Consider the following 22409-nt stretch of genomic DNA (forward strand, 5'->3'; position numbering starts at 1 on the left):
CCTCGCATGAAGGCGCTTCCGGCAACCGACGGGTCCAGGGCAGGACACAAAAGGTCGATCGCTGTGTGAGTCAGGATGCGGGAAGGTCTTCACTGCATCAGTAATCACACCAATCTGGTTAAACGGCAAACTAAGTGGTGGTAAAGACTGACATCGGCATTATTACTATCGCTATGTACGATAACCTCGCTGTCTGGTTTTCGGCGCCAGACCGCCATCATCAGCGCGTCGAGCGCCAGTTCGCGTGAGAGAGTGGGTTTCATCGACCAGCCGACCACATTACGGGCGAAGAGATCGATAACCACCGCCAGATACAGCCAGCCCTGCCAGGTGCGGAGTAGAGTAAGAGGCAGGGCGTAGTCGGACTATTTCCCTGCGGAAGGTGCGAATAAGCGGGGAAATTCTTCTCGGCTGACTCAGTCATTTCATTTCTTCATGTTTGAGCCGATTTTTTCTCCCGTAAATGCCTTGAATCAGCCTATTTAGACCGTTTCTTCGCCATTTAAGGCGTTATCCCCAGTTTTTAGTGAGATCTCTCCCACTGACGTATCATTTGGTCCGCCCGAAACAGGTTGGCCAGCGTGAATAACATCGCCAGTTGGTTATCGTTTTTCAGCAACCCCTTGTATCTGGCTTTCACGAAGCCGAACTGTCGCTTGATGATGCGAAATGGGTGCTCCACCTTGGCCCGGATGCTGGCTTTCATGTATTCGATGTTGATGGCCGTTTTGTTCTTGCGTGGATGCTGTTTCAAGGTTCTTACCTTGCCGGGGCGCTCGGCGATCAGCCAGTCCACATCCACCTCGGCCAGCTCCTCGCGCTGTGGCGCCCCTTGGTAGCCGGCATCGGCTGAGACAAATTGCTCCTCTCCATGCAGCAGATTACCCAGCTGATTGAGGTCATGCTCGTTGGCCGCGGTGGTGACTAGGCTGTGGGTCAGGCCACTCTTGGCATCGACACCAATGTGGGCCTTCATGCCAAAGTGCCACTGATTGCCTTTCTTGGTCTGATGCATCTCCGGATCGCGTTGCTGCTCTTTGTTCTTGGTCGAGCTGGGTGCCTCAATGATGGTGGCATCGACCAAGGTGCCTTGAGTCATCATGACGCCTGCTTCGGCCAGCCAGCGATTGATGGTCTTGAACAATTGGCGGGCCAGTTGATGCTGCTCCAGCAGGTGGCGGAAATTCATGATGGTGGTGCGGTCCGGCAAGGCGCTATCCAGGGATAACCGGGCAAACAGACGCATGGAGGCGATTTCGTACAGAGCATCTTCCATCGCGCCATCGCTCAGGTTGTACCAATGCTGCATGCAGTGAATGCGTAGCATGGTTTCCAGCGGATAAGGTCGCCGGCCATTACCAGCCTTGGGGTAAAACGGCTCGATGACTTCCACCATGTTTTGCCATGGCAGAATCTGCTCCATGCGGGACAAGAAAATCTCTTTTCTGGTCTGACGGCGCTTACTGCTGAATTCACTGTCGGCGAAGGTGAGTTGATGACTCATGATGAACCCTGTTCCATGGCTCCAGATGACAAACATGATCTCATATCAGGGACTTGTTCGCACCTTCCTTAGTAAAAGAGAGCAGTATTCGTGTAGCCAAAACAGCTAATCGTACTGTATATGATGTTGAGACAATTGATTACATATCAAACCAGATCAATGAGGCCGGTCGAGAAATTAAAAAAATCCACGACCGAGCCAAGACGCAACATACCCAGCTTGAAGCTCGCGCAGCGCAATGGAAGGAGAAGCGTTTTATGGTAGCAAAAGAACTGTCTTCCAAATAATAGTTAAATTTAGAGGATGTGCTATGGCTAGAATCAGAAAAAGTAATCCATATGATGATGTTGAGAATGCTATTAGACGGAAGCGTGATAGAGCTATATATTTTACCTTAGCTATATCTCTAATCTTCGCTATTATATTTCTAATATTATGGTTTTGTATTCCATCAGACATGCCAGTAGATGAGCAAGTCAAACAGGTTTCTGACGATATATTCAACATTCTACGCTCCAATGAGTTAGTTCCTGAAAATGCTTTTGATACGATTGGATCATTTATTTCCATATATGGAAGAGTTGGTGTGGGTGTATGTATATTGATTGTAATACTAGGGGCAATTATTAATGGGAATGGTTTACAACTTGAGATAATGACAAGTTGCATAGTATTGTTTGTAGGGTTTAATTTATTTATTGCTGCATTTGGTGATGAGCCTCATAATTATAAATACAATACCGACAAAATAAGTACTGCTATGAAAACTGGAGACTTGGACTCTTTGTATGAAATCTATGGAGACAGAGGGAGTTTACTAAGAAAGTCAGTTGAAAAAGCACTTGCAGATCCTAAACCAGCTACTGCAAAAAAACTGGGAGATATCGATGGCCTGTTACTCAGAGGTGTAATAATTACTGCTGAAAAAGTATCTGATAGCAATTATAAAAATCATCTTGGAAACTTGGTTTTGTTAATGCCTGAATATAAAGAGGATAGTGTCAAAGACAAAAACACACTGTTTGATTCACAACTTTATAAAGCTATTGATTACCATATTTATGACATTGGTTACAAGTCTGGTGCGCTTGCTTCAAATCCTCTTTCTGCTTGGAAGTCGGGAAATGATCTTAAATCCAATTATATTAAATATATTATAAAAAGTACTGCTCTAATATTTTTTATACTTGCCGTAATTTTTGTGGTGATTATACTGCTGACGGTTAGAAATGGCCGTAGGCTTACTTATTTGATAGAGTCTAATATTAAATATCTGTCGAAATAAAATAAAACGCCCTTAAGGGCGTTTTATTTTTGTGTGCTTATTTACCATCCGTTTCATCATCTACTTTCTGAGTCATGATTGGAGGCGGCGCTTCATTATCAATTTTCCTACGGCCTTCATCGCTGAAGAAGATTTTCCAGATAAAGTGCCCGACAAAAAGGATTCCGCATCCTATAATCAGCGCCCAGTCGAAAGTGTCAAATGGTCTGTTAAAATAATCAAACATATAGTTCTCCAGGGTAGAGTTCGTGACTAAGCCCGTTAAACGTTGTGTGGATAATTGCTCCACCAGACCGGGCAATGCAATTCATTGTTTTTTTCAGACCATCCGGCATCTATGAGTAATCTCTTCACAAAAAATGGCTGGTTTCTGAAGATATCTGTAGAAATTGATGTAGCTTTAATGACACTTCCTTTTTCACCAGGTTTTGTTGGTTTCTCGTAACGCGTTATACCGATATGCTGTAGACGTGACCTAATCGCGCCATCTGTCCTATTCATTTTCTTGGCAATCACTTCTATTGAACGATGCTCAGATAGAAGTGTAATTAAAAACTTATAGTTTCCACATACCCATTTGGCTGGTTTTTGTGGTTCTCTTTGGTTCCGTTCAGGCACTGATCTTTCCTTAATTTGTTGTGGTTTTTCACTATCACAATCAATGTCAGTTCTGGCCGGGTAATTTGAAATGGTTTTATCTGGTACGGTTTCATAGATAATTTCATTAAGCACTATATGCTTGCTCCACCAATCTGGGGCGGTAAGGTCGAATCCATCAATGTGCCAGCCGAATTCGATTAGTGGCAGGACATCAAGAAAACGTTTTTTTGATAATTTCGCAGAACTTATTTTTTTATTTAACCATATAACCGTACTAGATGAATCGTCTTCAGCGCCCACGGTAATCATTCCAAGCTCTATAAGTTGCTGAAGAGTGGATTGATGGCTTCTTAAGGTAAGCTCGGCAAGTGCCGTTTTACTGATACCATGTTGTATCGCCTTAAGTAAGGCCCGAGTATCGTCAGGAGTCCACGGTTTACCGGTAATGAGGTGTGAAGATGTTTTCTTATGTAGCTGATCAGTATCCTCATCTTCGGGTACTAACAGGCTTGTGTTTCTTGTTCGCCACCATTCTGGAGAGTACAGAACATTTTCACCATTTATGCAGTGTGCTACCCATCCATTATCTAGCAGGGTTTTAAGAGTTATACCTGAAGCTGGTTCAGCCGGTGGCACTCTGATTGAAGAGTTAGGCTTGAGGGTAATTTCGTTAGGCTCGGAGAGATTTTCTCTTATGAGAAGGTATAAATCCAACTCGATACATCTTAACTGGATTATCCTTTCATTGTATCCAAGAATGGACGTAAGCGCTGCAAATGAGTAACCATCCTTAAGCCCTTTTATAAGCTTCAGATCTTCAGCTGGTGACCATGACGGTAATTTCTTCTTCATTCACTTGCCTTAGAGTGAACTAAATATTTCTGATATTACTTGTAAATCAATAATTCTTGAATCGAGAATGGGGGCGTTTTGAGGTGTATAAATCGCACTTAGACTCGACCATTTAGTATCCGTGGTTGAAGAGCTCCTCAACTCCAGCATTTACGACATCCTGGTTTCCAGGGATGTAACGTGGCCAGCCTTCTACCTCTTTGATGTTCTTAACGATAACTCCTTCGAAGCCAAATTGATCTGCCGATATATCAACAATATGGAATTCATCGTTGTTGGAGATCTCACACCAGTAATGACCGAACCCGCCATACATAGTGAATAACCCGCCGTCAGATTTCCCATCGCCACCTCTAATCACAGCTGATAACCCTTTGCTATGTGCCAGACGAGCTAATAGCAGACTGGCAAATAGGCATGTGCCCGTTGTGTCATCGGTATCACAGTCAGCGAGGATACCGTTCAGTAATGCCCGTGCTTCAGTCGCAACATCATTAATGAGGTTTTTCATCAGGGTTACTTATCGCAAATCGGTTTCAGGGGATTCTGCCAGACAGGCCGTAGCGTGACAATTTTTTATGACCCCAATAGGGGGCGAAATTAACGGGTCTTAGAATTTCGTCACCGATGAATGTTGCGTTAATCTTTTTTTATATAAAGAGGAGCTAACCATGAATAAAATGAAGTACAGTGCAGTATTGAATGAATGGAATTTTAAGTATGATTCTGCTGAAAGATTCGGTGACTCACACTTTCTTTATATCCATAATTTCATGAACGATCAGAGCCAGTTACTTGGTATTATCATAGCTGATTTTTTGAAGGTTCCTCAGATAGAACTTCTTCCTATTCAGACCGCCATAGATAACCTTGTAAGGTTATTAAAGGTTCAGACATCCAGGTCGTTAACGTCTGATGAGGGTGTTGATCTTGCTCAATTCCTCACTCAGTACCTCAGACAGACACAATCTTATGCTGCGGTTTCAAGTATGTGTCCGGTTGGTCAAAAGTTGAATTTTTTTCTGAACATCTACCCAAGAAAAGGTAATAAAGAGTTTTCTTTTCGATTATTCGCAATCACCACACTCAATGAAATTACAAGCGTGTCTGAATTTGTTGAAATGGCACATAGTACTCAACAAAGTGATCTGATTAATAATCCTGGTTATTTTGTTTGATTACTAAATAATTCCATATTGAAATCATTAACCATCACTTAACAGTGATGGTTTTTTGTTTTATTTCAATTATCTTTTTGTTCGATATGACTATCTGCTTTTTATAATCTGATTTCACTTACTATCATGCTGATACTACTAGGTAAAATGGTCGTGATGACTTTAATTCATGCTATTCCATTGAGATTTGTGTTTACAATCAATAAAAATATTGTTAATAAAATGTAATCCTTAACATAAATCAACATGGATATGGAACCTACACTACAATGGCAAAGAAAAACATACATCAGGAAGAGATTGTATTCGCGAAGAAACAGCTTGTTCTCCTTGCAACATTAAAAGGGAAGGTAAGTGAATTGATTCTAAAGTGGGAAGGGAACATTGGAGCTGAGACTCCTGACTATCATCTTTTAATGAACCAACTTGAGTCAGTAGAAAAGCAAATATTTTCTAAGATTGGTGCTTGGAAAAAGACATCTTTGCTTTGAGTGTCAGTGAAGAAAAACTTTATGAACAAACTTAATCCTCCTGCTTTATGTAATTCTTTTTTTACCAGGGATTTCTAGGAGAATCTTAGTCCATAACCCATCTGTCATAAAATCAATTATCGAGTCTGATATCATGGCTTTATTTGCAATTCTTTGAGCAGTGTAAATTGCCTGACTTTTATCTTCGATAAAGATGCCATGAGGCACTAGACTAACATTATCTTCGGTTTTCCTTGCCCACATGCGGAGGCGGTAATCTATTATGTATTCGTCATACTCTATCCACAGATGAGGTCGAATTATCTGGCCAGTTCCAGCCAACGTTACTTCTCCAACGATGCGCTGGTGCGGTATACAGAATCTATCTAGCAGGCAACTTACAACCATAGTATGACCATCACATTCGAGTGGAAGTACATCATATTTATGTAACAGCTCGCAGACATAAGCAACTTCAGGGGTTATGAACATTTACGGCCTCATATTAGACGGGGAGGGTGCTTAATTGGTCATTAAGCCTAAGTGATGATGGAGCCCAGTAGCCGGAACCGCACATCCACCGTTCACCAGGAAATGAAAAACCCTCTCTGATAAGAAACTCCCTAAGTTCGGTGCTGATGACATTCTCAACCTTTAAGATGTAGTTATTTGTCTCAGCTGCTTCTTTTAATTTCGAGAGTAACTGTCTGAAAAATCCTTTGCCTGGGGTCTTCACTGAAATGGTTGCGACTACCAGTACCGACGAACCGAGGTATGACATTTTTCCCGTCCGGGCACGGATGTATAACTCATCTACTAACTGAAGACCTTGAACCTTCATTGATTTTGAATGAAAGATGCTTTTTTTTGCTTCAACCATTAAGTGAGTGAATGATTGAAGGATCTTATTGATGTCTCTGTCATGACAACTCATATAATCACCAAATTAAATCAGCATAATAAATTGCACAGTGTATAGCGTAACTTTTCAATAAAGTTGATGCTTTGAAATAAAAGCAACAATACATAATCTTTGTGTCTTATTGGCTAAGGTTGTTATGTAATTATCAGAGGTTTTTAATCCTTTCTAAAGATGCTAGATATGCTTCATAGTTATCTCCAAATTTTTTCTTTGCCCGTCTTACTCTCATCTTTTCTGCCAGTTCACTCTTATGCTCGGTCTGGTATTTTTTATTGTTTTGGAGTTTTACACCTGCACCGGAACCGGCAGCATAATTTCTGTTTTTATCGCTAATGCACAACTTGCATTTACTTTTAAGGCCAAACTTACCCTTAAGTTCCTTACCGAATTCTTCGAAGGGTTTAACCTGATTGCATCCTTTACAGCGTTTGCACCCAGAGGGGAGATCTTCATTAGCCATGTCTAGTTCCAGTGGTTAAAGGTAATGAACTGCATTTTACTGCAAACAGGCACTTCCAACCATAAAATCGACTACTTAACCATAATTCAACATAAGGTTCATTATGCGCACTTAGATTGTTAGAACCATTTAGTAATGTCACTTTTTATCCAGATAGAAACGTCACCTTAGAGTAAGCTAAACTGAATGCAATTCTAAGGGGCTCAACGCATGTTGGTGACCATGTCAGATAAAGAGATCCACCGCCTACCGGTGATACAGGCAGTTTGTGAAAAGCGTCTACGCCGTCGTGATGCAGCATCACAGCTTGGCATTTCAGAACGTCAGGCGCAACGACTTATCAATCGTTACCGAGTTTCTGGTGCTGAAGGACTTGTCAGCCGCAAACGCGGCCAGCCCAGCAACCGCCGGTTGACCGAATCTCTCAAACTACGAGTACTCACGCTGATACGTGAAAACTACAGTGACTTTGGGCCCACACTGGCCGCAGAAAAACTCAGAGAGCGCCATAATATCCGGCTTTCAATCGAGACCGTCCGCAACTGGATGACGTCTGACGGACTCTGGGTCCCGCATGCTCGCCGTAAGTCACGGGTTTATCAACCCCGACATCGGCGTGATTGTCTGGGTGAACTTATCCAGATCGACGGCTCCCACCATGACTGGTTTGAAGGCCGTGCGCCAAAATGCTGCCTGCTGGTCTTTATCGATGATGCCACCGGGCGTCTGATGCATTTGCGGTTCAGCGAGTCAGAAACAGCCTTTGACTACATGCTGGCAACCCGGGAATACATCGAGCAGCATGGGAAGCCGGTATCGCTGTACAGTGACAAACACGCAATATTTCGCGTCAGTGGTCCGGAGAAACGCAATACCACCGTTACCCAGTTCGGACGTGTGCTTTATGACCTGGCAATCGAGCTTATTTGTGCCAACAGCTCTGAAGCTAAAGGCCGCGTGGAACGTGCGAATCAGACACTTCAGGATCGGCTGATCAAAGAAATGCGTCTGGAAGGTATAACCGGCATTGAGGCCGCAAATGCCTGGCTTGCCACTTTCATCGCTGACTTTAACAGCCGGTTTTCACGACCGGCTAAGTTCCCCAAAGATTTGCATCGTCCGGTGCAGGAAAGCCCCGATGAATTAAGAGACATCTTTGCCTGGCATGATGTTCGTACCGTGTCGAAATCACTGACCTTCCAGTACGATAAGATCCTTTATCTCATGGACACCACAGAAGAAAATAGCCGTCTTGCCGGTGAAAAAATTAAAGTACTGGATTATCCCGATGGCACCCTCGCCTTCCTCTATGGGCACCGGAGCCTTAAGTGCCAGGCATTTGATAAGCTGGCCTGTGTCGACCAGGGGCAGATTGTTGATAACAAACGTCTCGGGACTGTACTCCGACTGGCTCAGGTAAAACAGGATGAGCGGGAAAGCGAAGGCAAACGGGAACGAAGCAAAAAATCGCCCAGCCGTAAGGCTCAGGTGCGCATCCAGGAACAGCTCCGGGCTATCAATCCCGTTCTGGCAGACCCGAGCTTGTTTGTGGCAAGTTCAAAGCGATAGAATCGACCATCAGTGCTGCAAAGTACCGGAACAGTGAGTCCCCAAAAGGATACTTGAGATGATTAAATTCCCGACTACAAAGCGCGTTGATTTGTATAAAACTGCTGTCAGCTCTGAGCAATTACATCTAGATCTGGTTGCGGCTCAGGAGTTCATGTTCGATGCCTGGGAAAATGATGACCTGGAAGTTGTGCTGAAACTCATCAGAAAAGCTATCAAGAAATCCCCGCTCTGTGCTGACGCATACTCATTCTACTGCGAGATATCTCAAGAACCTCCTGAGTCAAAAATCGGGAAGCTGGAGACTGCTTTGTACGCAGCCAGCATTGCACTTGGCGAGGATTTTCAGGAGTTCGCAGGACGTTTCTGGGGATTTGTCGAAACACGTCCATATATGAGAGCAAAAGCAGCTTTGGCTGAGGCCTTATGGGAGTCTGGTAATTTTTATCCGGCTATGGCTCATAGCCGCGAAATGCTGAAGCTCAACCCGAACGATAACCAGGGGATTCGTCATTTATTAGCGAACTATTACCTTGAGCTTGAAATGGTGGATGATCTGGCCTTGCTACTGGACGATTATCCTGGGGATATGCGTTCGTTTTTTCAGTATACACGCGCCCTACTCGCCTACCGACAGTCATCCCCGGATGCCGATGATATCGCTAAAGCTGCGATTGATTCTAATAGACACATCCCCGGCTTGTTATCGAAGTGCAGATTACAGATCAAGTCTAACAGTGGATATATCACGTTAGGTGGAATGGATGAAGCCATTTATTATGTGAATCATAATATAAAGCCTTGGATTCGCACCTCTGGCGCAATTGATTGGATTGTAAATAATTCATTAAGTAAAATATAAGGATTTAGTTTTAATGTTTAATCTAATTATGGGCGGAGAACCTGACTATTTTGAACATTGGCCCATGTATGAACGGGTTAGTGGGAGTTGTGATTTTCCTATATCACGTATGTTAGAAGGCACCTCTGATGACATCCGGTTGAAGTTAACGCCTTTGAATGATAAAGCATTATCTTATATTGAGAAATTACCTACGCTTTTTATGTCAGAACTTTATTCCCGAGACAATGTTGAATACATTACTTTGCGACTTGGTGTAATTTCAAATCTACGAACAGTTAACAAAAATGTTGAGTTTGATTTCAGAATCACTCACTCACAAGATGATGTCGTAGTGATAAACAAAGAGTTATATCAAACAGCTTTAGAATTAGGTGCATATGGGCTGAAACGGACTCACTGGGGAATAAAAGCACGTGATTTAAATCAAACATTAGCACTTCTAAATATAACGACAAGAAGTACACCACTTCCTCCTACTGAAGCACTTCCTGATGAAGTTGATAACTACCCAATAATAGATAATGTTCAAAGTTTCATGGCGCGTGTTTTAGAACAAGATCATGAAGAAGATGCAGAAATATTTTATCGTGGACATTCTGATGTATCTTACGAGTTGGCTCCATCAGTTTTCAGGAAAAACAAAAAAGGTAACTTCAAGCATTTGCACAGTGAATCAAATTTAGTCCGTGAAGCCCTAACAGCAAGGCCAACTGAGTTTGTTGATGATAAAACAATGCTAGACAAGTTAGTAAGGATGCAACACTACGGACTACCAACTCGTTTGTTGGATATAACATCAAATCCACTAATCGCTCTGTATTTCGCTTGTTGCGACATTAGTAATAATGAAAATACAAATGAGGTTGATGGACATGTTATTATTTTCAAAACAAAAAGGGATCGTATAAAATTCTTTGACTCTGATACAGTAAGTTGCATATCAAATATATCAATGCTAAGTCAAACACTGAAAGATCAGCTGGATTGTAAAATGGACAAGGAGGCTTTCAATAAAACTGAAGCTTGTCAAAAACTCATACATTACATTAAAGATGAAAAACCTTATTTTAAAGATGTAATTATACCATCAGATTTGGAAAGGTTAATTTTCGTTAAAGGAAGAAATAATAATGAAAGGATGTCATCACAGTCAGGTGCATTCTTATTATTTGGGAATAATGCTGTTTATCCCGATTTAGTTTCAAACCCTGATGATGCTATGCAAGAGTTTAAAGTAGAAAAAATAGTGATCAGAAACAAAGCTAGAATACTTAAGGAACTCGCAAGGTTAAACATTACAGATGCGACAGTTTATCAAGGCATGGAAAGGACAATGAAACTAATTGCGGCCAAATTTTCCGCAGGAGATTGATCTTCATGTGGTTTTTTGACACACTAGCCTGTCGCTACTGGCATTGGTCCCTTGTATGCTAAGCATATGAACTCTGGTGTGTGTTGGACAGGAGCAATTAACCAGTCGTATAGTAAAATTTGAATGTAAAAATATAAAACAAGGAGTTGAGAATGAACCCCATTACTTTGAGTGAAATGAGTGATGAAGATGAAGAGGTAAAAATCATTTCTTCATATGAACCTCAAGATGATGAGATTGCGATCGTTTTTGATAGTTCAAAAATTACTGGAGGTAATGCACTGGATTTTTTCCAGTTCACCAAGCAATCACATTCTAATGTTAAAGTGTACGGAGATTCTAATGGTGTTTCGTACCTGCAATTAAACAGTATAACGTTAGCGTTAGGCACTTTCTTTGCCACATCAGTAATGATACCTTTTTTAGTAAATCTTGTTTCAAATTATATTCAGAAAAAAATTGATAACTTTGGAACTAGAGATATAGACGTTAAAGTCTCTATAATTAAAAAAAATAAATCAGGAAAACATGTGAAATACACTGTTTCTGGAAAAGTAGACGATGTTTTAAAAGTAATTAACAAAATCAAATAAAAATCTATATAGATATTATGAATATTCACGAAAAGTTAAAGCGTTGGATGTGTATTACTCAAGAAGATAGTGCTATTCTTGATTATCTTAATGCTGAGTTAAAAAAAGCTCAATCCTTGAGCTTGAATAATGAATCAAACAGATTGTTTTTATACAAAACAATTTTACTAGCCCATTTAAAATATATTCAAGTCATTAATTTACTTACAAGAGGTGATTTTTATGAAGCATGGGTAGAACTTGAAAGGATAGAAATAGATTTAATACATATTAAAGAAAATAATGAGTTTCTGCCTGAGGTTAATTTCTATGGTGTTAACTTCTTAGCGAGAATGGTATGTAATTGGCAGGCGTTATTCCCATATAAAATCTTCGGTAGTTCTCGTGAAATAATAAAAGAAGTGAAATGTTCAGTATGTAATACAACCCGTAGTTTTATTAATGATTGTGGTCATGTTAAAAATAAACTTTATAATGGAGTTCTTTGCTTTGATGAAGTGATCGATTTTGAATTAATTACTTATGACATAGTTAGTAATCCCGTTAACAAATGTAGTGTTTTTTTCTCCAATGATGGTGATCATTATAACTATTCAACTTTAATTAGTGTTGTCAAATACATACAATCCCCACATCAAATTTTCAATATTACGACCTGGAGATTTAAGGCGAAAGAACATGATGGAGTATTATCGCCAGAAAATATTTGTCCATGTGGAGATTCTTTAAAAAAATATGCAGATTGTTGTTTGCCACGTAATGGTATTTATAAAAAACATATAGATATTTGGTTTCCCTTCCCGTTGAATGTAGAACCTATTTAGAACCAGATATTCAATAACTAAAGATCCCGTTGACACAGATATTTCCATATTAAGATGTTTTCGTTATATTTTTATTCCAGTCTTTCATATTTAACTTTTGCTTTATTAATTGGTTGAGTGGGATAACGCAGCAGTCACATTAATATGATTACATAGGCTGAAAGTGCCCTTTCTATCTTGCACAAAGAGGTGACATTTTAAACTTGCTTTGACAAACGTAGATAAAGGCTGAATCTGATGTTTTATGGTCATCCTTGTGCTGGCTGTGTTGCCCGTACTCTCTGTTGCGCATAACGATTGAAATGTCTTGCGGCCTTCACTGAGATTACCGGGCGTCCTGATAATTTTCTTAGGACCTGATTCGAATGAAACGATTGATACCAATCCTTACCTTTGCCGCCAGTATGACCATTCCGGTTACTGCAATGGCAGACAATATTGTTTGTCATGATGGCTGGAGCATTGAGCGACACGTTACCGGTAGTGCCAGTAGTGGATTCATGAGCTACATGAAAGACGCTGGCGTCATAAAGTTACTGCATCACGGCAAGCTCATCTCACAAAAACGTATTCAGGATATTCAGCAATCGGTGTATCAGACCAGTGGCGCTCCACTTGTTAACTACGAGTTTGATGTTGATGAAAACAGTTTCTATATCCTTGCTCTGGATATGAGCACTCAGGGTGCATCAGGTGGTGAACCGGATATCAAGCTTTGGGGTACTGATGCAATGGGAATTGATTGTATTTTACAGGGAGGTGCTGAATGAAAAATTCAACCACCCTTCCCTTATTGATATCAATCGCCGGTTTGTTATTTGCAAATCAGTCACTGGCGATTACGCAATCACAGATGCAGATGAGAGTGACTGCTACATGTGATTCTTACGCAAATTTTTCCAGAATTGCCAACCCGGATGTTATTTATGGCGCATGTATAACCGGAGCCAGGGACGCAATACAGCATCGCAATTCCGTCTGTGAGAAGAAAATAAAGAAATTTAATAAACAGACGGAAAACTTACGAGGAATGGAACGAGCCGAGCATATTGAAGTTACTCAGGCATATCGCGCCGGATGCAACACTGGAAAACAAAACTAAAAAGGAATACAAAAAAATGAACAGTTCATTTTTGACAAAACATCTTTCAAAATTAACGCTCGCTATCAATCTTACAATAACCATACTGATTTGGCTCTATTTTATTGGAACTGACAACCCGTCATGGTATTCGATACTTCAGGGGTATGCTTTCATCAGCTTTGATACGGCAAAAATCATTATCACCGTTGTCTGTGCTGCATGGATAATCAAAAGCATTACATCCTATGAGCTAAAAACAGTTCTGTTTACTCAGGCGGACATTCAGAAGGAAATACTCAAAGAGCTTCAGTTATTAAGAAATGGAAAGCAAATGAATAATGCCGATGCCATGAAAGATGATTTCAGGATAGACTTTGATAAAGTAGATTGCTGATATTTCTCTGATGCTGACATGTAAGGGTCTTCATTTTGGTGGAGATTCTTATTTTTTTATTCTGATTCTTTGTTAACTCAAGCCGTATGGCTCTCCTGCGGAGGGCTTAATATTGGGATAATATTGAGAGGTTCAGAGTAAGTACAGAAAACCGATTAAGAATAAATATATCATAATAAGGGTTTAACCCCGGTTGGCGATTTGGCGATGGTAGCATGGATATTTGAATCTGTAAATTGATTATATTTATTTTTATTTTACCACCCTATCGGGTGATTCCGGCACAGCACATCAGCATAACCAGAAGCATATAACGCGCTACAGGCCATCAGGGGAATGCAGTCGGTGCAAAGCCATACTTCAGCCCTGAAACAGCCCACAATCACGCCAGTGCAACCTCCGGTCACAATCTGCACTAATTTCATTTAACTGTATAAATGAACAGTGGTGCATATGCCGGAATCCTGCCATCAGACAGACTCTGCACACCCTGCCCTGACCCGTATTTACAGTGCCTGTAGCGCATTCTGAGCGCACCAGTGCATGATAAGGCAGGGTGCTGAGCCTGCTTTGTGACAACCTCAGATTACTGCTGACAGAACGACACGATACCTGTCACATTGCATTGTCTGTATTATTTTAAATTTTATTTTTTTGAATGGATTCTTAAATTTAATTCCTGACCTCCACCCGGAGTGCTGGCCTGACAGAAGTTAAAGGGGAAAAACAGGACCCGACCCGATTCTTTTTCTCCCTCCAATTCTTTACTCAGGAAATATTAAATGACGCTTTTTCGAAACAAGAGATACCACCAGAACTACAACCATAACACGTTATTTCCCGGTGCTGTATTTACCACGAAGCATAATGGTGAATGCTCTGTTCTTGGTCGCTCCGAAGATAAATCAAGACGCGGATATTATGTTGTGCAATTTAAAGACAGCGGCATAATCAAAGAGGCCTACGGTACGCATATTAAATCAGGTGCAGTCTCAGGTGACGCGTTCCCGTCCTCAGAAGATGAACGAATAACACTGTTGATGAAGCCCCGTTATTATGATGTGGGATATATTGGAAATGGAAAGCATTCCACAATTGAAAACACCCGAAGCCATCAGAGAACAAGAGCGTTCATTCTCTGGCATAATATGTTGGCAAGGTGCTACATGACAGTTAAAGGGAAACAATATTTTAAAGGATATAAGGGAGTGACGGTTTGCGAAAGATGGCATAACTTCCAGCATTTCTGCGATGACCTTCCAAAACTTAATGGCTATGCCCGCTGGAAAAATAACCCCGGAGAATATGAGTTGGATAAAGATTTTTCACATCGTCGTTTCTATTCCCCGGACACAGTTTCTTTCATCAGTACAATGGAGAATGCAAAGGAAGCAGCATTACGACGCTCAGCAATGAAGATACTGAGCCAGCATTATCACGAAGTGAATAAAATACGAAATGAAATAGTTATGGATACGGAGGATGAACTTAAGAAAAACAATATTGTTTATGAAATTGCATATAACGGGAATACTAAAATCATTATCTCAGAAACACCCTATGGTACGGTGGCATTCTATCCCCTGACCAGAAAGATTCAGCGAAACAGTTACATGACGGAGGGTGATACACAGATTTATGTATCCTACCTGAACTGGCTCAGGCTTCAGTGGGAAATCAGGAATCCCTTCATTAACTGCATTGCTGTAAAATGATGATAATGCTATAAATAGCTGCACTATATACTTAACAAATAAACATCAGGGCAATCTGTAAAATCTGAGTTTCAGTGATGTTGCTGCATCAGAGACGATATTAACTGTCTGAAAGTTCATCGCTGAAGGCTAAATGTCTGCACTTCATGCAGCCATTTAACATGTTCAATACATTAAGCGCACCAAGGTAAGGTGTTGATTGTTAAGGGTTTATCAGGGGGTTCTCTTGACTTGTTGGTATCCTCGGACTCAGGCTGTTACGTATCCTGTGACTAACTGAGCCCCGTCCGTGGTGACCAGTTAACAGATTCTCCAAGGAACCTTGTTAACGCTGCTTTAGCATACTGAGGCTTTGAGTAGTATCTGGGAAACCAGCCATCATAAGTTTGTGTGCCATTGCGCCGGTATTCTGGCCTGACTGACAGCTTACATCCATTACCATCAGTAGAAATACAAAAAGTGTACCCATCAACAGAATCAGAAGTAAGCAGAATGGATGTCATTGGGGATACCTCATTATTGAACTAACCAGAAACTACAATGGTGATCCGACATGGTTTCCTCGATTTTACCGACTGAGCTGTCATATAGCGATACCTTTTATTCTTAGGTTCTCTTGCAGTATTGGCTATCGATTGTCACAATTTAGTCTGGTGGCACTGGTTCATTTTTCGGGTGGTTTGTTACTTTTTCCGTTGGTGTTCCAGGGCTACCGACCTCTGCATGTACGTATACATCCCTCTTTCTCGTTTACCCCGCCAGATTTCAATCCGATAGAATCGTTCCTGTTTTACTCACTCGTAATTCACTTTTCATAGTCATTTTGTGGACATTAAACGTGCGCTACAGGTGCGCATTCCTTGCTTCAGGATGGCTTACTATCTAAAATGGCAGAGATTTTTGATACTTTTGAACATTTTAATGAGGTATATACCATGATGAACATCGCTTGTGATGACGGCTCAACGAACGTAAAACTTGCCTGGATTGAGAATGGTGAAATCAAAACTCATGTTTCGCAGAACGCCTTCCGCGAAGGCTGGGCTACTCCACTCGCATTTGGTGGTAAAACTATCTACAACTATCTCATTGATGGGCGGAAATTTACTCACGACATTGGTTCAACATCTGCAATTACAACAACGCATACCTCTTTCCAGTTCGACGCTGTAAGTCGCGTAGCAATTCATCATGCCCTTTTGACTTCCGGTCTTGAGCCACAGGATGTTGAACTTACAGTGACACTGCCGGTGGCCATGTTCTTCACGAGCGATGCGCAGTTGAACGAAGCTAATATTGAAAAGAAAAAGGCCAACGTTATGGGCCCAATAACCCTGAATAATGGCGAAACTTTTCATGTTGTAAAAGTTAACGTAATGCCTGAATCAGTACCTGCGGCTGAATATCTGATTGATCCTAAAACAACCACGCAGCTTACACGAACCCTGGTTGTCGATCTGGGGGGAACAACCCTAGACCTGGCCATCATTCAGGGGGCAATGGAGGGCATATCTGATATCTTTGGCAACAGCGATGTTGGCGTTTCACGAGTGACAAAAGCTGTTATGGCTGCGCTCCAGGATGCCCAGTCTCCAAGTAGTTATGCCATTGCGGATATCATCATTAAAAACCGTCATGATAGAGCGTTGATTGCTTCTGCGGTCAATGATCACTCTAAAATTGATGCCATCATTGACGTTATCGATTCTGAGTCGAAAAATCTGGCCGAAGCTGTTGCAGCTGATATACGTCGTCAGAACAGCGTCCACAAAATCATACTGGCCGGGGGCGGTGCTGAGCTCATCCATTCTCATATTGTCGAACTATTCCCTAAGCTGGATGTCATCAAAGCGCCTGACGCGCAGCTCGCGCTCGTCAAAGCAATGGCAAGCGTCTAAACGAGGTTATGTGATGGAAGAAGATAAACGTTTACTCGTCTGGCTCCGCCCCGGCAATAATCCAGAAGACGGTAAAGCTCTTGATATTATGGAGCGCTTACCCCGCCGATCCCGGGGGGAATTTTACCGTAAGGCACTGGTAATTGCGTCTGCCTTGCATGAGCTCGACCCTCGGTTAATAAATTTGCTGGCCGCACAAACCACGACATCGTTTAATGCCGAAACGCTGAGCAACATTCTGTCGCAAACGCTGGGCATTGCCGTTGAACGGAATTCTTCACCAGTGGAAACCCAGGCCACAGGTATCCGAGCAACAACCATCATTGATTCGGATAAGCCTGCTGAGCAGAAAGAACCAATTCCTAAACCCTCCCTGATGATGCAAACCCTCAAACGTTGAATCCGAACCGGCTACTAGTAGCCGGTTTACTCACCTTGCTCGGTTAACAAGCTGAGATAGATCCGCAACCCCTTATCCAGTGACTCTCTAATGGCATCTGCTGCTGCCCCTGCATCCCTGTTTGAAAGAGCGAGTTCAAGCGACGAGAAAAATATTGGCCATTTATCCTCCGAGTCAGATTCGAACGTGTAACTCAGAGTTGGCCACAGGTTAATCCACAGTTGGGTTACAATTTTGAAAAACTCAGGCAGACCGGCGTATATGTAAAGCTTCAGCCGCAGAGTGAGGTTTAGCTGGTGCGCCAGATAAACATCCCTACGTTCATATGCGGAACGCAGCTTTTGGCACAAAGACAGGCATTCTTCAAAGCCATTGGCATCCATTTTCAGTACGGCCTTTTCTGCCAGTTCTGGCTCAATCAATCGCCTCATTCTCATGTACTCGTTGAACTGCTCACTGGTGATGATGGGAACAAAAAAGGCATGTGATGGAGTCAAAGCAAGAGCACTACTGGCAGACAGACGTATCAGGCTTTCACGGACGGGCGTGACGCTCATTTTCATAGCATCGGCGATGTTTTTTGTTACCAACTTATCACCGGGCTTGAGGTAGCCGAGGATAAGGGCGCATTTAAGGCGATCTTCAACTCGTCTCGTTAAGCTAGGTCTGCCTGACGGAGAGTAACTAATTAGTTCCGGTAAATTCCCGGGGTTTTTGAGGAAGCTTTTGTAATCATCAATCATATATCACTCATACTGAACTTTTTGACCACATAGAAAACAGAATATTTTTAATCACACTACATAGTAAGTAGATCCCTCTACCTACATATTTCAAATAGTTCCAGTATGCACATCCATAAACTGGCATCCGCCAGAACAGAGAAGGTAAACGGTTATCATTCGTTTTACTCTACCAGCATGTCTTACATTTTCAATAACGGATCTATTACTACCCATATTTTATGCTTAACAGAATCCATTATAGATGCATGGTTAATTCTTTCTAATGTGTTTGTTTGCTATTTGTGCAAGGTCGAAATATATTCAGCTTGTGCGTCAATGACATTAATCTTTGTGGATGTATAGGTCAGGTTGTCCGGTGTGTGTATACGAAATGTCTGAAATCAACCTTCCCTCAAAATCGTGCCAATCCCATTCCTTTTGAATTTTTTCTCCCATTAAAACACGATCCATCCTTTGAAGTTGCCAATCCATATAAATCAGTAAAAGAGCCATTTCTTCTTTTTCATTATTAGTCATGCCCTGCCCTAATTTATAAGCTTCTTTTGTGAGCTGATAGATCTGAACAGAGTTTTCAACAATGTATTTAAATATTTTTTCTACGCAGCCGGAAATGGCAATTGAATTTTGGCAATTAATGTCATTAACGAGTTCGCGTGTATCTATTTCCCAGTTCCTATATAAATCAATCTCTGCGGTATAATGTTGATTTGTGTTTAAAGGAATACCACCAAAGATTCGACAATAGAGTTCTACTGCATCGGCCTGTTCCAGGCAATTAGCCATGTAGGGAAAATCAGGCAACGTGGAATGAATCAATTGGAGATAAGCTAACCTCTGAACAACCTTTTCATATGGCTGGTTAGTTTCTACGCCATAGAACATGTCTTTATTGATGTCATAACGATGAGTGATCCTGATCTTCGCCATTGCTAGCCTCTTAATTCAGATAATTGATATCAGCATCGTCCGCACGTGCGGCATTACCAGCTACTAGCTGAGCGCATTTTGCAACGCGGACTGAGTGGTCAAGGTTGACCTTGTCGAATTCAGCCTTCAGTTGCTCATCTGGCTTAGCTTCGTTAACAGTTACCAGAATCCGACTAGCATACTCGCTACCCTTGGCTTGATTGCCTACCATCTTACCCAGTACACGGCCAGCTTTTGATTTCGCTTCAGTCAAACGTTCCTCGCCATTTTCGAGGTAGTCTTTACATGCGATAACAGCAGCAATCTCGGAAGCATGAACTTTCATCACGTCATTCAGTTCGTCACGAGATGGAGAGCTTTCCGCTGATATTGCGAAACTTGATGCATTAATTGCAAATAAACAAACAACCGCATTTAATATTATTTTTCTCATCACAGGTTTCCTTTTTATTGGTTACGAGGCAATGCTGCTTCAGACAGCTGGTAATTCAATATTGATAAGTAGGCCAGAGGTATAGTTGCTGCCGGGATTAACCATTCATACCTGAGCGAAAAGTATGACCACGAAAGTAAAACAACACCAGAGATAGCTGAAAATGCGAACAACGGCCCAATATTCATAAAAGTACTTTTACAAATGACTGGTATACTTTTCAGCAGAGAACCTTTACACCGCGTAACTGTTGGTATGAATAAAACGAGCATTGGCGTAGCGATAAATACGCTCAAAGTGGCAAGGGCGTACATATTGAAATACACTATTAGGTTGGAGTAAGCCAGACTAATGCTTGTTAATGTTGGTTGTTTATATTCAACATGGTTGGTTTCACCCGCAACCGCTGAAGCAATCATAAATTTGACTAACCACAATATTACGATCATTAGTACGGTCAGGAATAATGCATAAACTAACACAACGATAAAGTTGCGTAGTTCTTCCCAGATATTCAATCTTAGCTCTGAGCTTTGATATCGGCATAAGATAGCCGTAAGGTAGAGGGTGAGTACAACTGGCTGTAAGATAAAAAATGCAAGCCCCTCCATTGTCACATTTTTCATGATGAGTGTCAGGAGTCCACCACCAGCAATTATCGGCAAGAATATTGCCAAAATACCATGAAGAGATGCCATTGTTTTCATGGAGGACAACATTATTTGTTTGGTATCTTCGAAAGATAATTTATTGATGAGAAATGCTGACATTGTGTTTCCTCTTCATGTAGTTGGCTCAATTGTCGCATGTTGAAAAATTTGAATAGCATTTAACATCGACAAACTGACGGCTTTTTCTCTATCTCATTTTTTCTGTTCAGTTACGGGTGACGAAATTAACTCGACCAGCTCTTCCTTTCCCCACTATTCATGGGCATCAACGGAGAAAAGTTTTATGGATTCTGCGGTTCCTTCAAAGGCGTTGTCATAGCAACCCAGAATATTGATGTCGTAACCGGGCCCAGCTTCTCGGGTTAAAAGATGCTCCTTTGCGCTCCCTGGCAGTATTGCTATCAAGCGTCCTCCCGGTTTCAGGAATCTCATCGCATGTTGAAAATGTGCAATCCAGCGTGAGTCACTAAATGGAGGATTCATCAGAATTCTTTCAAACAAGCCGGTATTTTCAGGCTTGACCAATAGAAAATCATTAAGGGTGACGTTCCAGCGCAGGCCAGTAATTGCAACAGCTGCGGGGTGTATATCAAAACCAGTAACATCCACCCCCTCTGGTAACCCTTTCAGTAGCGCACCAAGACCGATATTCGGTTCCAGCAAACGCATACCTGAAGCCACCATACATTCATCAATTGCTCGTTTCTGGAGTTCTCCGACCGTTGCATAGAACTGGTGCGTATAGCGGTCAGGTATAGAACCATGTAATGCCAGAAGTTTGAATGCTTCAACGGTAAGCGTCGTCTGAGTACCGTCTGGTCCCGAATCCAGGATCCTGTAACTTAAGCACCCACTTATTTTGCAGGTGGACACCTCATGCGCGCTAAAGAAAGACTTCCCCGGAAACACTATTCCCCTGAATTCAAAATGGAACTGGTCAGGCTGGCTCTTGAAGAAGAAGGCAGTATTGCCGCACTGGCCCGGAAACATGACGTCAATGATAACCTGCTCTTTAAATGGATAAGGCTCTGGCAGCGTGAAGGGCGGGTCTGTCGGCCCCGAAAAAACTCATCGTCGCTTCCTGCCCTGATACCCGTGCAGCTTCAGGCGGGCTCTTCTCTCCCAACCTTCGAACTACCATCCTGCTCTCCTCCCGCTACCTGCCACATAAAATGTCGGGGAGGAGAAATAACACTGACTCATCCCTCTGCTGAACTCATGAGCACTGTCCTGCGCGAACTGATGCGGGGGCCGGTATGATAAATCTTCCCGCAGGCACAAAAATCTGGCTGGTTGCCGGTATCACCGATATGCGCAACGGCTTCAATGGCCTCGCCGCAAAGGTGCAGACCGCGCTGAAAGATGACCCGATGTCCGGCCACGTCTTCATCTTCCGGGGACGCAGCGGCAGTCAGGTAAAACTGCTCTGGTCCACCGGCGATGGTCTGTGCCTGCTGACAAAGCGACTGGAACGTGGTCGCTTCGCCTGGCCCTCAGCCCGCGATGGCAAAGTGTTCCTGACGCCGGCGCAACTGGCGATGCTGATGGAAGGTATCGACTGGCGACAGCCAAAGCGGTTACTGACATCCCTGACCATGTTGTAGCGCTCTTTATCCTGGTTGTCGCAGAATAAGCCTGGTAAAATAC

General features: G+C 42.2%; 28 protein-coding genes and 1 pseudogene. 16 read left to right on the forward strand and 13 right to left on the reverse strand.

The features are described 5' to 3' along the window. Positions 1–110: 110 nt before the first annotated feature. Both SK32_RS21540 and SK32_RS21545 read right to left on the reverse strand, forming a co-directional pair. Positions 111–347 (reverse strand): annotated as a pseudogene (locus SK32_RS21540) (DDE-type integrase/transposase/recombinase); the annotation flags it as partial. A 176-nt stretch (positions 348–523) separates the two neighbouring features. Further along, positions 524–1504, reverse strand: a complete 981-nt coding sequence (locus tag SK32_RS21545; protein WP_000019402.1) for an IS5-like element IS5 family transposase — start codon at positions 1502–1504, stop codon at positions 524–526. Between the two features lie 310 nt (positions 1505–1814). Here SK32_RS21545 and SK32_RS21555 point away from each other — a divergent pair, with 310 nt between their 5' ends. Further along, positions 1815–2789, forward strand: coding sequence for a hypothetical protein (locus SK32_RS21555; RefSeq protein WP_048213847.1), 975 nt, complete (start codon positions 1815–1817; stop codon positions 2787–2789). A gap of 37 nt (positions 2790–2826) precedes the next feature. Here SK32_RS21555 and SK32_RS21560 read toward each other — a convergent pair whose 3' ends face one another. The 3 genes from SK32_RS21560 to SK32_RS21570 all read right to left on the reverse strand — a co-directional run bounded on the left by SK32_RS21560 (position 2827) and on the right by SK32_RS21570 (position 4752). Then, the gene (locus tag SK32_RS21560; RefSeq protein ID WP_007372207.1) at positions 2827–3015 is read right to left on the reverse strand and encodes a hypothetical protein; all 189 of its coding nucleotides are present in this window, start codon (positions 3013–3015) and stop codon (positions 2827–2829) included. 35 nt (positions 3016–3050) lie between these two features. Continuing rightward, positions 3051–4241, reverse strand: coding sequence for a hypothetical protein (locus tag SK32_RS21565; RefSeq protein WP_048213848.1), 1191 nt, complete (start codon positions 4239–4241; stop codon positions 3051–3053). Positions 4242–4353: 112 nt separating this feature from the next. Continuing rightward, positions 4354–4752 carry a hypothetical protein gene (locus SK32_RS21570; protein WP_016241897.1) on the reverse strand — a complete coding sequence of 133 codons (399 nt, stop codon included), beginning with the start codon at positions 4750–4752 and terminating at the stop codon, positions 4354–4356. Between the two features lie 160 nt (positions 4753–4912). Between SK32_RS21570 and SK32_RS21575 the strand changes: the two genes are divergently transcribed. Further along, on the forward strand, positions 4913–5419 hold the full coding sequence (locus SK32_RS21575) for a hypothetical protein (protein ID WP_007372203.1): 507 nt from the start codon (positions 4913–4915) through the stop codon (positions 5417–5419). A gap of 269 nt (positions 5420–5688) precedes the next feature. After that, the gene (locus tag SK32_RS21580) at positions 5689–5910 is read left to right on the forward strand and encodes a hypothetical protein (protein WP_048213849.1); all 222 of its coding nucleotides are present in this window, start codon (positions 5689–5691) and stop codon (positions 5908–5910) included. 45 nt (positions 5911–5955) lie between these two features. Here the strand turns inward: SK32_RS21580 and SK32_RS21585 are convergent, their stop codons facing one another. The 3 genes from SK32_RS21585 to SK32_RS21595 form a co-directional block, all read right to left on the reverse strand. Next, positions 5956–6381, reverse strand: a complete 426-nt coding sequence (locus tag SK32_RS21585; RefSeq protein WP_016241518.1) for a hypothetical protein — start codon at positions 6379–6381, stop codon at positions 5956–5958. Between the two features lie 13 nt (positions 6382–6394). Further along, positions 6395–6823 (reverse strand): hypothetical protein, encoded by a 429-nt coding sequence (locus tag SK32_RS26530; RefSeq protein ID WP_032155219.1) that lies wholly within the window; start codon positions 6821–6823, stop codon positions 6395–6397. Positions 6824–6956: 133 nt separating this feature from the next. Then, positions 6957–7271 carry a hypothetical protein gene (locus SK32_RS21595; RefSeq protein ID WP_009652923.1) on the reverse strand — a complete coding sequence of 105 codons (315 nt, stop codon included), beginning with the start codon at positions 7269–7271 and terminating at the stop codon, positions 6957–6959. A 222-nt stretch (positions 7272–7493) separates the two neighbouring features. Here SK32_RS21595 and SK32_RS21600 point away from each other — a divergent pair, with 222 nt between their 5' ends. The 11 genes from SK32_RS21600 (at position 7494) to SK32_RS21645 (ending at position 17985) form a co-directional block, all read left to right on the forward strand. Further along, positions 7494–8840 carry an ISNCY-like element ISLad2 family transposase gene (locus SK32_RS21600; protein ID WP_076611902.1) on the forward strand — a complete coding sequence of 449 codons (1347 nt, stop codon included), beginning with the start codon at positions 7494–7496 and terminating at the stop codon, positions 8838–8840. A 58-nt stretch (positions 8841–8898) separates the two neighbouring features. Beyond that, positions 8899–9702, forward strand: a complete 804-nt coding sequence (locus SK32_RS21605; protein WP_000589340.1) for a hypothetical protein — start codon at positions 8899–8901, stop codon at positions 9700–9702. 13 nt (positions 9703–9715) lie between these two features. Further along, positions 9716–11077, forward strand: coding sequence for an FRG domain-containing protein (locus SK32_RS21610; protein ID WP_000482601.1), 1362 nt, complete (start codon positions 9716–9718; stop codon positions 11075–11077). Between the two features lie 152 nt (positions 11078–11229). Next, positions 11230–11670, forward strand: a complete 441-nt coding sequence (locus tag SK32_RS21615) for a hypothetical protein (RefSeq protein WP_016239970.1) — start codon at positions 11230–11232, stop codon at positions 11668–11670. Between the two features lie 17 nt (positions 11671–11687). Beyond that, positions 11688–12494 (forward strand): hypothetical protein, encoded by an 807-nt coding sequence (locus SK32_RS25405; protein WP_016239971.1) that lies wholly within the window; start codon positions 11688–11690, stop codon positions 12492–12494. A 365-nt stretch (positions 12495–12859) separates the two neighbouring features. Continuing rightward, a complete protein-coding gene (locus tag SK32_RS21620) occupies positions 12860–13264 on the forward strand; it encodes a hypothetical protein (protein WP_045269655.1) in 405 nt (134 codons plus the stop codon). Next, positions 13261–13596: a hypothetical protein gene (locus tag SK32_RS21625; RefSeq protein ID WP_045269657.1), complete on the forward strand. Its 336-nt coding sequence runs from the start codon at positions 13261–13263 to the stop codon at positions 13594–13596. Before SK32_RS21620 ends, SK32_RS21625 begins: the two co-directional genes overlap by 4 nt. 16 nt (positions 13597–13612) lie before the next feature. Then, on the forward strand, positions 13613–13972 hold the full coding sequence (locus tag SK32_RS21630) for a hypothetical protein (protein ID WP_045269654.1): 360 nt from the start codon (positions 13613–13615) through the stop codon (positions 13970–13972). A 782-nt stretch (positions 13973–14754) separates the two neighbouring features. Next, positions 14755–15687: a hypothetical protein gene (locus tag SK32_RS21635; RefSeq protein ID WP_045269653.1), complete on the forward strand. Its 933-nt coding sequence runs from the start codon at positions 14755–14757 to the stop codon at positions 15685–15687. 860 nt (positions 15688–16547) lie between these two features. Then, positions 16548–17585, forward strand: a complete 1038-nt coding sequence (parM, locus tag SK32_RS21640; RefSeq protein ID WP_009652920.1) for a plasmid segregation protein ParM domain-containing protein — start codon at positions 16548–16550, stop codon at positions 17583–17585. A gap of 13 nt (positions 17586–17598) precedes the next feature. Then, positions 17599–17985, forward strand: coding sequence for a plasmid partitioning/stability family protein (locus SK32_RS21645; RefSeq protein ID WP_009652914.1), 387 nt, complete (start codon positions 17599–17601; stop codon positions 17983–17985). Between the two features lie 26 nt (positions 17986–18011). On the opposite strand, the gene SK32_RS25845 is transcribed toward SK32_RS21645, so the two are convergent. From SK32_RS25845 to SK32_RS25420, 5 genes are all read right to left on the reverse strand, one after another. Continuing rightward, the gene (locus SK32_RS25845; protein WP_080940394.1) at positions 18012–18728 is read right to left on the reverse strand and encodes a GntR family transcriptional regulator; all 717 of its coding nucleotides are present in this window, start codon (positions 18726–18728) and stop codon (positions 18012–18014) included. A 324-nt stretch (positions 18729–19052) separates the two neighbouring features. Continuing rightward, on the reverse strand, positions 19053–19658 hold the full coding sequence (locus SK32_RS21660) for a hypothetical protein (protein WP_043016718.1): 606 nt from the start codon (positions 19656–19658) through the stop codon (positions 19053–19055). A gap of 10 nt (positions 19659–19668) precedes the next feature. Further along, on the reverse strand, positions 19669–20091 hold the full coding sequence (locus tag SK32_RS21665) for a hypothetical protein (protein ID WP_043016719.1): 423 nt from the start codon (positions 20089–20091) through the stop codon (positions 19669–19671). Positions 20092–20105: 14 nt separating this feature from the next. Beyond that, entirely contained in the window at positions 20106–20861 is a 756-nt protein-coding gene (locus SK32_RS21670) for a hypothetical protein (RefSeq protein WP_009654999.1), read from the reverse strand. Between the two features lie 153 nt (positions 20862–21014). Next, a complete protein-coding gene (locus SK32_RS25420) occupies positions 21015–21752 on the reverse strand; it encodes a class I SAM-dependent methyltransferase (protein ID WP_229044693.1) in 738 nt (245 codons plus the stop codon). Between SK32_RS25420 and SK32_RS26770 the strand changes: the two genes are divergently transcribed. Next, complete coding sequence (locus SK32_RS26770; protein ID WP_050586387.1) at positions 21690–22022, forward strand: transposase; 333 nt, start codon at positions 21690–21692, stop codon at positions 22020–22022. The two genes, SK32_RS25420 and SK32_RS26770, sit on opposite strands and share 63 nt — an antisense overlap. Next, positions 22019–22366, forward strand: coding sequence for an IS66 family insertion sequence element accessory protein TnpB (gene tnpB, locus SK32_RS21680; RefSeq protein ID WP_000609174.1), 348 nt, complete (start codon positions 22019–22021; stop codon positions 22364–22366). Before SK32_RS26770 ends, tnpB begins: the two co-directional genes overlap by 4 nt. Positions 22367–22409 lie beyond the last annotated feature (43 nt).

The sequence above is a fragment of the Citrobacter sp. MGH100 genome, from assembly GCF_001034465.1.
In the GTDB taxonomy this organism is placed as follows: domain Bacteria; phylum Pseudomonadota; class Gammaproteobacteria; order Enterobacterales; family Enterobacteriaceae; genus Citrobacter; species Citrobacter youngae.